At 56.9% G+C, this 9,293-nt stretch carries 10 protein-coding genes; 6 read left to right on the top strand and 4 right to left on the bottom strand.

The features are described from left to right. The 3 genes from ACLQ7H_RS10725 to ACLQ7H_RS10715 form a co-directional block, all read left to right on the top strand. The coding region (locus ACLQ7H_RS10725) for a helix-turn-helix domain-containing protein (protein WP_411752645.1) at positions 1–224 on the top strand (224 nt) is incomplete at its 5' end. A 33-nt stretch (positions 225–257) separates the two neighbouring features. Then, a complete protein-coding gene (locus ACLQ7H_RS10720) occupies positions 258–836 on the top strand; it encodes a hypothetical protein (protein WP_411752644.1) in 579 nt (192 codons plus the stop codon). Then, positions 833–2,254, top strand: a complete 1,422-nt coding sequence (locus tag ACLQ7H_RS10715; RefSeq protein WP_411752643.1) for an FKBP-type peptidyl-prolyl cis-trans isomerase N-terminal domain-containing protein — start codon at positions 833–835, stop codon at positions 2,252–2,254. The genes ACLQ7H_RS10720 and ACLQ7H_RS10715 overlap by 4 nt, the downstream gene beginning before the upstream one ends. Positions 2,255–2,384: 130 nt before the next feature. On the opposite strand, the gene ACLQ7H_RS10710 is transcribed toward ACLQ7H_RS10715, so the two are convergent. From ACLQ7H_RS10710 to fepD, 3 genes are read right to left on the bottom strand one after another with little or no spacing between them, the layout of a single operon-like run. Further along, entirely contained in the window at positions 2,385–3,185 is an 801-nt protein-coding gene (locus ACLQ7H_RS10710) for an ATP-binding cassette domain-containing protein (RefSeq protein ID WP_411752642.1), read from the bottom strand. Next, positions 3,182–4,207, bottom strand: coding sequence for an iron-enterobactin ABC transporter permease (gene fepG / locus ACLQ7H_RS10705; protein ID WP_411752641.1), 1,026 nt, complete (start codon positions 4,205–4,207; stop codon positions 3,182–3,184). The genes ACLQ7H_RS10710 and fepG overlap by 4 nt, the downstream gene beginning before the upstream one ends. Position 4,208: 1 nt before the next feature. Beyond that, a complete protein-coding gene (fepD, locus tag ACLQ7H_RS10700) occupies positions 4,209–5,282 on the bottom strand; it encodes a Fe(3+)-siderophore ABC transporter permease (RefSeq protein WP_411752640.1) in 1,074 nt (357 codons plus the stop codon). 159 nt (positions 5,283–5,441) lie between these two features. Between fepD and entS the strand changes: the two genes are divergently transcribed. Next, positions 5,442–6,710: an enterobactin transporter EntS gene (entS, locus tag ACLQ7H_RS10695; RefSeq protein ID WP_411752639.1), complete on the top strand. Its 1,269-nt coding sequence runs from the start codon at positions 5,442–5,444 to the stop codon at positions 6,708–6,710. On the opposite strand, the gene fepB is transcribed toward entS, so the two are convergent. After that, positions 6,697–7,656, bottom strand: coding sequence for a Fe2+-enterobactin ABC transporter substrate-binding protein (gene fepB / locus ACLQ7H_RS10690; RefSeq protein WP_411752638.1), 960 nt, complete (start codon positions 7,654–7,656; stop codon positions 6,697–6,699). The two genes, entS and fepB, sit on opposite strands and share 14 nt — an antisense overlap. Before the next feature lie 194 nt (positions 7,657–7,850). On the opposite strand from fepB, the gene ACLQ7H_RS10685 reads away from it, so the two are divergent. After that, positions 7,851–9,059 (top strand): isochorismate synthase, encoded by a 1,209-nt coding sequence (locus tag ACLQ7H_RS10685; RefSeq protein WP_411752637.1) that lies wholly within the window; start codon positions 7,851–7,853, stop codon positions 9,057–9,059. A gap of 10 nt (positions 9,060–9,069) precedes the next feature. Next, positions 9,070–9,293 (top strand): AMP-binding protein (locus ACLQ7H_RS10680; RefSeq protein ID WP_411752636.1); only part of this gene is annotated, 224 nt, incomplete at its 3' end.

The following is a 9,293-nucleotide window of genomic DNA, read 5'->3' as shown; positions in this document are numbered from 1 at the left end:
ATCTGGCGCGTAACGATCCTGACGATGTTTCAAGTTTGCATCATCTGACCCGTTGCGAAAATGATGTGCTGACGTTCTTGTTCAACGGGATGAGCCTGCGGGAAATTGCTGAACTGCAACACCGTAGCATCAAGACCATCAGCGCGCATAAATGTAATGCCATGCGCAAACTACAGGTTAAAAACGACAGCGAATTATTCTCGCTGAGAAAGAACACTTCTTAGCAGAATTATGTGATTAGTGACTGGAGATCTAACGTGGCTGTAGCCCTGTTGCTGTTGCCACCAAGTATGACCTGTCTTATCATCCCCCAACGGGCAATACAATATTGCCCGCCAACGGAGGCGATCCGCGTGCGCACGGGCAGCGGTGACGGACAATATCCAGTCAGGAAGGAATATAATTTGAAACAACTTCAGAAAAACCGTGGATACCGGCAGCCACTGCTTGCCTGTCTGATCGTCAGCAATGCCCTGCTGATGGCGGGCTGCGCGAGTGAAAGCCCGGTCACCTCGCTTGTCACACCAGCAGCGGAGCCTGCTCCCGTTGTCGTAGAAACTCCGCCCCCCCCGCCACAACCAACGCCTTTAAGCCGCTGTCAGAGCGATCTTGCCGCATTGCAAACCGTTAGTCCTCGGGCCTATGCCGTCCGGAAGGCCAATTTTGACAGTCTGCTGAGCAACGCCTCGTTTTACAGCGGGGTACGCGGTGATGTGAACGCGTTGACCAAAAATACGGTAGACGCACTGTATAAATATAAAACCAATCAATTGTGTGCAGAGATTGGGCAGGACTTGCTTAACGGACTGATCCGCAAAATGGAGAGCGTGAAATGAAGCTGGGGTTAAAGTATGGTTTGGCCTTGAGCCTGACGCTGCCTGTGGGCTGCGCATTGGGTGCCGATCAACTCAAGGCTGACAGGGCCAGCACGCTCCAGGCCTTGGAAGCGATCACCAGCCAAGAGAGTGAAGCCCCGGCGTTGCTGCTGTTGAGCCCTTCACAGCTGAATGCGATCGGCCCTCCCGCAGAAAGGAAAGTGAGCACACCGTCCGCGAAGACCAAGACCCGCGAGTCAGCGGACCTGCAAATGCAAATCAAACAGTTAAATGCTGCCCTTGCCCAACGGGACCAAGAGCTGCTGCAACTGCGTCAGGCGGCACAGCAGGATGCGGATGCTCGCGCTGAAATTAGTCAGTTGAAACAGACCCTGCAGGAAAATTTGCAGGCGACGGAGCAGATGCAGCAGGATATGGTGGCTGCCGCGACGGCAAAAGGTGAGAACTCAAACGAAAACGGTAGGCTGCAGCAGGCGCTGGACCAAAGCCGCCAACAGAGCTCGGCGTTGCAGAAACAGTTGGCTGCCCTGGCCAAAGCACAAACCGATAATGGTCAGGAAAACAAAGCGTTGCAGGCCGAGTTGAACGCCAGCCGTCAACAGGCCGAGCAGGCGAAACAGGCGTTGGCCGAGTTATCGGCAAAAACTCAAGCTAAGCCTATCTTGCAGATTGCGCTGGATGAAAGCCTGCAGAACCAGCTGGCGATGCTGAAGGTAGCCAACGAACAACAACAGGTGGAAAACAGCCGGCTGCAGCAACAGTTGGCTACGCAACCACGAGAAATCATAGAGCCGAAGTCAGAGCTTGAGATCCGTGATTATGCCATCGGCACTTCCCTGGCGGAAGACATGTTGGCTTTGCTCAAAGAGCGGGCGGCTCAGGGGGTTGAAGTGGACAGCCGTCTGGCGCTGGCGGGGGTGCAAGATACCTTCGCGGGCAAGCTTAAGCTGCAGCCGGAGCAGATCGACAAGGCGTTGGACGCTAGCGAAAATTTGCTGCACCAGAATGAACAACAGCAAAAGTTGGATACCGAAAAAGCAGGTGCACGTTACATCGAGCAATTTGCCAAGCAAAAACAGGTGAAAAAAGAGGCTTTAGGCTACTTCTACCGGATCGATAAGGCTGGCAAGGGGGCCATCGGTGCCAATACCATGATCAGCGTGGCGGTAAAAGAGAGCCTGATCAACGGCAAAGTCATCAAGGATATGCAGGCGGCAGGCACCTCGGTTACCCAGTTACTGAGCAGCTATCCACCGATCTTCAGAACGGCGATCTCGAAGCTGCAAAATCACGGCAGTATCACGATGGTCGTGCCGCCAAGCTTGGCTTACGGCGATAAAGGTCTGCCCCCCGATATTCTGCCGGGATCGACCATGGTCTATAACGTAACGATATTGGATGTCACACCGGCCAAGTAAACGGAGCACGGTTGTGGCTGCCTGCGTAAAGGGTCATATAAACTGGACCCGTTTACCCAGTAGATGAGGTATAAGTAGGGCCATCGGCTATCAGCCGATGGCCCTACTTTCATCGTGAGTTTCCTGGCCGCTATTTCCCCAACGGCACCACCAGCGGAGTATGCGAAACCGGATCGTCGATGATCACGCACTTCAGCCCGTAAACTTCCTCGATCAACTCTGGCGTTACAATGTCTTTTGGCGCGCCCTCGGCCACCACTTGGCCGTCGCGCATGGCGATCAGGTGGGTGGCATAACGGCAGGCATGGTTGAGATCGTGCAGCACCACCACCAGCGTGTAATTATTCTCCCGGTTCAACTGGCGCAGCAGCTCCAGCAGATCGATTTGATGGGTGATGTCCAGCCAGGTGGTTGGTTCATCCAGCAGCAGCAGCGGCGTTTGCTGGGCCAACACCATGGCGATCCACACCCGCTGGCGTTGGCCACCGGAAAGGGTATCGACGGGTTGATCGGCCAACTGTGCTACGCCGGTGGAGCGCATAGCCTGCTCCACTGCCTGCTGATCTTCTTCGCGCCAGCGGCTGAACAGGCTCTGATGAGGGTAGCGGCCACGGGCAACCAGATCGAACACGGTGATATCGCCTGGAGCAATCGAGCTTTGCGGTAACAGGCCCAGTTGGCGTGCGACTTCCTTGGTGGGATATTCGCGGATTTGACGGCCATTCAGCCAGACTGAACCCGCCTGGGGTTGCATCAGGCGGCTGAGGGTGCGCAGCAGTGTGGATTTACCACAGGCGTTTGGCCCGATAATGACAGTCAGTTCGCCATGAGGAATAGACACTGAAAGATCGCGTGCGACGATTTTCTTGTCGTAGCTCAGCGTCAGGTTTTCGGCACGCAGTGGTGCGGTTAACGGGGTTTCAGCATTCATTTTTTTCGTGACTCACGGATTAGTAACCAAATCAGATAAATGCCACCGATGCTGACGGTCAACACGCCGACCGGCAACTGATAAGGCATAAACAGGCGCTGCGCTGCCACATCGGCCGCCAGCAATAATAAGGCACCGGTCAGCGCGGTGAGCAGCAGGACGTTCTGGTTGGCGCACAGGCGGCGGGCAATTTGCGGGGCGACCAGGGCAATAAAGGAAATAGGCCCGGCCACGGCGGTGGCGGCAGCGGTTAGCACCACGCCTGTCAGCAACAGCAGCAGACGAGAACGTTCTACGCCAACGCCGAGTGCGCAGGCGGTATCGTCCCCCATTTCCAGCAGCCGCATACGCCGTGTCAAGGTCAGCAACATCAGTACCGCCAGCAGCAGTACCGCCAGCACTGGCAGGCTTTTTGCCCAGGTGATGCCGTTGAGGGAGCCGGCGTTCCACAACCCGGCGGTCATGGAGGCTTCCAGTGAGGCACTGACAATCATCCAGGTATTGGCTGCCAGCAACAGGGCGCGAACGGCAATCCCGACAATAATCCGGCGGAAGGTTTCTACCCCGTTGTTCCATGCCAACAGATAAACCACCCCGGCGGTAAGCAGGCCACCGGCCAACGCCCCTGAGGTAATGCCGATAACGCTGCTGTTAAACAGCACGATGGCGACCAGCACGCCGCTATAGGCTCCCGTATTGAAACCAATCACGTCAGGGCTGCCGAGTGGGTTACGCAATAGTGACTGGAAAATCGCACCGCTGAGGCCGAGCGCCGCTCCTAACAGTAAAGCCATGGCGACACGTGGCAAACGCCACTGGGTGACGATCACCGCAAGATTGCTCGGGCCTTCGCCGCGTAACGCGTCGATCACTTGCGCAGCGCTGAGCTGCAAGGTACCAGAACCGAGGGCATAAACCGCCAGTGCCAGACAGGCGAATAACAGCAGCAGGGCAGTCGTCAACGGGCGCGCCAGCCGAAACGGCTTTTTGGCGAGGATCAGGCGGGAAACCAACAGGCTCATCTTATCCTCCTCGCCGGAACATACGGCGCTGACGCACCAACATAATCAACATCGGTGCGCCGATCAGGGAAAGTACGATGGAGACCCGCAGTTCCCCCGCGACCAGAAAACGCCCCAGTAAATCAGCGCTCAGTAGCAGGATCGGCGTTAAAACCAGCGTCCAGGGCAGCATCCAGCTTAATTCGGAGCCCGCCAAGCGGCGGGCAATGTGGGGCATCATCAGCCCGACAAAGGCGATAGGGCCAACGGCGGCGGTAGCTCCGCCACACAGCAGCGTAATAGCTAACAGGCCAAGCAGTTGGGTACGGATAATACCGGTGCCGAGCGCCGCTGCAAGCTCACTCCCCATGCTCAAGCTGTTTAGCGCCTTGCTAAGCCACAAGGTGATTAGGGTGCCCAGCAGGATCGGCAATACTACGGTGCGCACCACCGCCATATTCTGAATGTCGAGTGAACCGGCTTGCCAGAAACGCAACTGATCGAACACCAAAGGGTTGAGCAGAGCGATGCCGGTGGTCATCCCTTCAAGCACCGCGGCCAGCGCCACCCCGGCCAGCGTCAGGCGCACAGGATTCACGCGGCTGCCACCCAATGCGCCGACTAACGCCACCAACAGCGAGGCAAACAGCGCACCGGCAAAGGCGAACCACAGATATTGGCTGACGTTGGTCGCACCAAAGAAGGTAATGCCCAACACCACGGCGAAACCGGCCCCGGAGTTAACCCCTAAGATACCGGGATCTGCCAGCGGGTTGCGGGTGAGGGTTTGCATCAGCGCGCCGGCTAACCCAAGCGCGATGCCAGCCAATACGCCGATCAGCGTGCGTGGCAGGCGGGCTTCGGTAATGATAACGCAGTCTGAGCCGTTGCATTGGCCGCTCAGTGCCGCAACGACGTTACTGAAAGGAATGGATTTAGCCCCCAGCGACAGGCTGAGCATCATCACCAGCAGCAGCACGGCTACGGCAAACAGCAGGCCAAACAGGCGCTGCCAAAAGGAGCGGGATAGCCCCAGAAACAGTATGCCCCTACGGTCAGGGAGCGGGGGAGAGCAATTAGGTGTAAGCCGGAACATGACAGCCCATTTTAACTGAATATCAATGATATCTATTATCATTATTGATTGTATTTATCTATGGTAGCATGGCAGCCTAACCAGCACTAGCGCTGTGCCTATCGAATATCGTGTCGTTGTTTGTGGAAGATCAAGGATATAAGTTGTGGTGATAACAAAATGAATAAACCCTCTATTTTGCTCGATTTTAGCCTGCTTAGGACCAACCCCGCTTTTCGTGCCGTTTTCTGCGCCCGTTTTATTTCGATCCTGGCATTAGGCCTGATGGCGATCGCCATTCCGGTGCAGATCCAGGCGTTAACCGGTTCGACCCTGTTGGTCGGGCTTGCAGTGACCCTGGCGGGCAGCGGAATGTTTGCCGGTTTGCTGATGGGTGGGGTGCTGGCCGACCGCTACGAACGCCGTCGCCTGATCCTGTTTGCGCGCTCAACCTGTGGCGTGGGTTTTCTTGGCCTGTGCCTCAATGCCGCGTTGCCCGCGCCTTCGCTAACGGCGATCTATCTGCTAGCGGTATGGGACGGATTTTTTGGTGCGGTGGGCGTGACGGCGTTGTTGGCGGCGACACCGGCGATCGTTGGCCGTGAGAATATCGTGCAGGCTGGGGCCATCAGCATGCTGACCGTGCGCTTTGGTTCGATCCTGTCGCCTGCTATCGGCGGGTTGGTGATCGCCGGGGCCGGTATCAGTTGGAACTATGCGCTGGCGGCCTTGGGGACGTTGATCACTTTGATCCCGCTATTAAAACTGCCCCAGTTACCGCCACCGCCGCAGCCCCGTGAACACCCGCTGCGGGCATTGATCGGCGGTTTTACCTTCCTGTTCCAGAACAAGGTGATTGGCATGGTGGCGCTGATTGGAGCGCTGATGACCATGGCTAGCGCGGTGCGCGTGTTATACCCGGCTATCTCGGGTACGTGGCAGGTCACCACCCAGAGCCTGGGGATCATGTATGCGGCAGTGCCACTGGGGGCAGCGATTGGCGCATTTACCAGTGGCCGGGTGGCTCAGGTGGCACGGCCAGGTTGGATGATGTTGATAACGGCAATAGCGGCTTTCGTGGCTGTGGGGTTGTTTGGCCTGATGCCTTGGTACGGCATGGCGCTGTTATGCCTGGTGGTGTTTGGCTACCTCAGCGCGTTGAACTCGCTGCTGCAATACGGCTTGATACAGAACCTGACGCCGGACGCATTTCTGGGCCGGATTAACGGCTTGTGGACTGCACAGAACGTGGTGGGGGATGCGTTAGGCGCCTTGCTGCTCGGCGCGATGGGGGCATTTATGCTGCCAGCGATGAGCTCGACCAGCTTTGGTTTTGGTGCGGCACTGCTGGCCGTAGTGCTGGCGTTTGCCATGCGTGGTCTGCGCAACGTGAGCATGGGCGGGCAGAGCGAGAAACTCCAACCCACCACTGCGGCTACGGAGAAATAAACAGCTTTTCCAGACGCGTCAGCAAGTTGCTGGCGCTGTAATAATCCAGGCGGAAGGTGTCGTTCCCCAGTGGGTATACCCGCTTATTCTCCACTGCTGGCAGATGAGCCAGGAAACTGTTGCTCATCAGCCGCTGCGCATCACTTTCATCGTTGGCGAATAATAGCAGCGTTTGACCATTCAAGCCTTCTGCCAGGTTTTCACCGCCGAGCTGCACGATGTCTTTACGTGCTCCTTGGCTGGTGCTTGCGTTGAGTTTTGGCGGTAAGGTCGCCAGGGTAAAGCCTAGCTGTTGCAGCAGTTGCCCTTGAGATGAATCGGCGGTCCACAGGTTGGCGTTTTTGCCATCGCTGCGAAACACCAGTGCCGTTATGGGCTGCGGAGGCAATGTCATCTGCTGTTTCAGCGTTTTCTCGCGGCGATCAAACTCGCTGACGATTTTCTCCGCTTGCCCTTCATGGCCGGTCGCTACGCCGAGGATGTTAGCCAGTTCCTGCCAGCTTTTATCGTCGTAGTTCACCACCAGCACCGGAGCGATGGCCGACAGCTGATCGTACAGACGCACCGCAGAGTCGGCCCCGGTTGCGGACATCACAATCAGGTCCGGTGCCTCACCGGCGATCGCCTCGGCGTTGGGTTCACCAATATATAACCGCTTCACTCCACGTTTGGCCGCAATCTCCCCCCACTGGTGGAAAAAGCCCTGCCGATCCGACAGCCGATTGTTTGGGCTGGTGGCTCCGCTGGCGATCACCGGGGCGTCGATCGCCAATAGCGTACCGGTGACCGTCACGCTGGTGGAAACGATGCGCTGTGGTGGCTGGTTAAGGGTGATAACGCCGTGCGAGGTTTCGATACTGCGCGGCCAGGCTTGAGTCTCGGCTTGGGCCACGCTCAACGTCAGCAGGCCAAACAGCGCCAGGCTGAGCCGTAGGGGAATTGACATCGGTGAGATCCTTTTAATCAGAATGATTATCATTCATTAGTCAGAAACCACCAAGTTTACCCCTTAATGTGGGTTAGCAGAAGAGGTTACGTTTATTGACATGGCCAGTTCTGGCAGGTACTTTATCGCGGATGCAATACAAATGATAATCATTATTATATTGGTTATTGTTAATGAAACAAGAGGAAGTACCTATGGACGTAGTCGTTAAGGGCGCTGCGCAAAAGGACCTGCAACAGGGTGTAGATCTGGCACAGGCCGCCACAATATCCCCGACTTCAGGTTTCTTTTTTACCTCGCCTTTTCGCAGTCTGAGCACCCAGGGATGCTTTGCCCGCATCACCTTGCCAGCGGTTGATGGTGATGACCTGCAGGGCCAATTCCAGCTGGCGATACAGCAGGCCTTTGCGCAAGCCCGCAAGGCAGGCATCAAGGATCCGCTGCTGTGTGGCGCGATCCCTTTCGATACTCGTCAACCCTCGTCACTGTTTATCCCGCAACAGACGCAATGGTTCGATCGTGAAACCCTGCTGGCCAGTTTGGCGCCTGCGGCTGGCCCGATCCCAGAGATAGTCCGCCAAACCGAGTTGCCAGCGCAACCGCAGTTTATGCAGATGGTTAGCGATGCCGTACAGGCAACGATCGGTGATCAAATGGATAAGGTCGTGCTCGCCCGCCTGTTGGACATTGAAACCAGCAAGCCGGTAGACCACGCAGCGCTGATGGCGCGCATCATTGCCCAGAATCCGAACGGCTTCCATTTCCACGTGCCGCTGGCAGAGGGGGCATTGGTGGGAGCCAGCCCGGAGCTGCTGTTGCGTAAATTTGGCGATCAGTTCCATTCCAATCCGCTGGCAGGTTCGGCACGGCGCGAAAGCGATCCGCAGCGGGATCGGGCCGTCAGCGAACAGCTGTTGGTTTCAGGCAAAGACCGCTATGAGCACCAAATCGTGACCGAAGGCATGCGCCAGGTCCTGATTGGGCGTTGCAGTCATTTAAATATTCCCGCTATCCCGGAGCTGCTCAGCACCACTACGTTATGGCATCTTTCGACGCCAATCGACGGTGAAGTGGCCGATCGGGCAGAGAATGCCCTGTCACTAGCCTGTCTGCTGCACCCGACGCCGGCATTATGCGGTACCCCAACGCTGGCAGCTCGCGATCTCATCGAACAGCTTGAGCCGTTTGACCGGCAGCTGTTTGGTGGCATCGTCGGCTGGTGTGACGCCGAGGGCAACGGAGAATGGGTCGTCACCATCCGTTGCGGCACCGTGAATGGTAATCAGGTACGCCTGTTTGCCGGTGCGGGCATCGTGCAGGACTCTTCCCCGCAGTCCGAATGGCACGAAACTGGCACCAAACTCAGCACCATTCTGCGTGCGTTCGGTCTTAATCAAGGATAGAGAGTCCCTCATGACTATTGCTTTTACCCCCTGGCCTGAAGAGTTCGCGCGCCGTTACCGCGAACGCGGCTATTGGATCGATCGGCCATTGACCGACATTTTGTCCCGTCAGGCCAACAATGACGCCGTTGCCATGATCGACCCACAACGCAGCTTAAGCTACCGCCAACTGGAACAGCTTTCCGACCGTCTAGGTGCCGCCTTGTTAAGACGCGGACTGCAATCGGGCGATAC

This window comes from Serratia sp. (in: enterobacteria), from assembly GCF_046715635.1.
Classification (GTDB): Bacteria; Pseudomonadota; Gammaproteobacteria; order Enterobacterales; family Enterobacteriaceae; genus Chania.
This window is presented reverse-complemented; position numbering and strand designations above follow the sequence as displayed.

What these genes read in the sequence shown, in the direction of transcription:
- ACLQ7H_RS10715 (WP_411752643.1), top strand. Translation starts at nt 833, where the DNA reads ATGAAGCTGGGGTTAAAGTATGGTTTGGCCTTGAGCCTGACGCTGCCT.
- ACLQ7H_RS10710 (WP_411752642.1), bottom strand. Translation starts at nt 3,185, where the DNA reads ATGAATGCTGAAACCCCGTTAACCGCACCACTGCGTGCCGAAAACCTG.
- fepG (WP_411752641.1), bottom strand. Translation starts at nt 4,207, where the DNA reads ATGAGCCTGTTGGTTTCCCGCCTGATCCTCGCCAAAAAGCCGTTTCGG.
- fepD (WP_411752640.1), bottom strand. Translation starts at nt 5,282, where the DNA reads ATGTTCCGGCTTACACCTAATTGCTCTCCCCCGCTCCCTGACCGTAGG.
- entS (WP_411752639.1), top strand. Translation starts at nt 5,442, where the DNA reads ATGAATAAACCCTCTATTTTGCTCGATTTTAGCCTGCTTAGGACCAAC.
- fepB (WP_411752638.1), bottom strand. Translation starts at nt 7,656, where the DNA reads ATGTCAATTCCCCTACGGCTCAGCCTGGCGCTGTTTGGCCTGCTGACG.
- ACLQ7H_RS10685 (WP_411752637.1), top strand. Translation starts at nt 7,851, where the DNA reads ATGGACGTAGTCGTTAAGGGCGCTGCGCAAAAGGACCTGCAACAGGGT.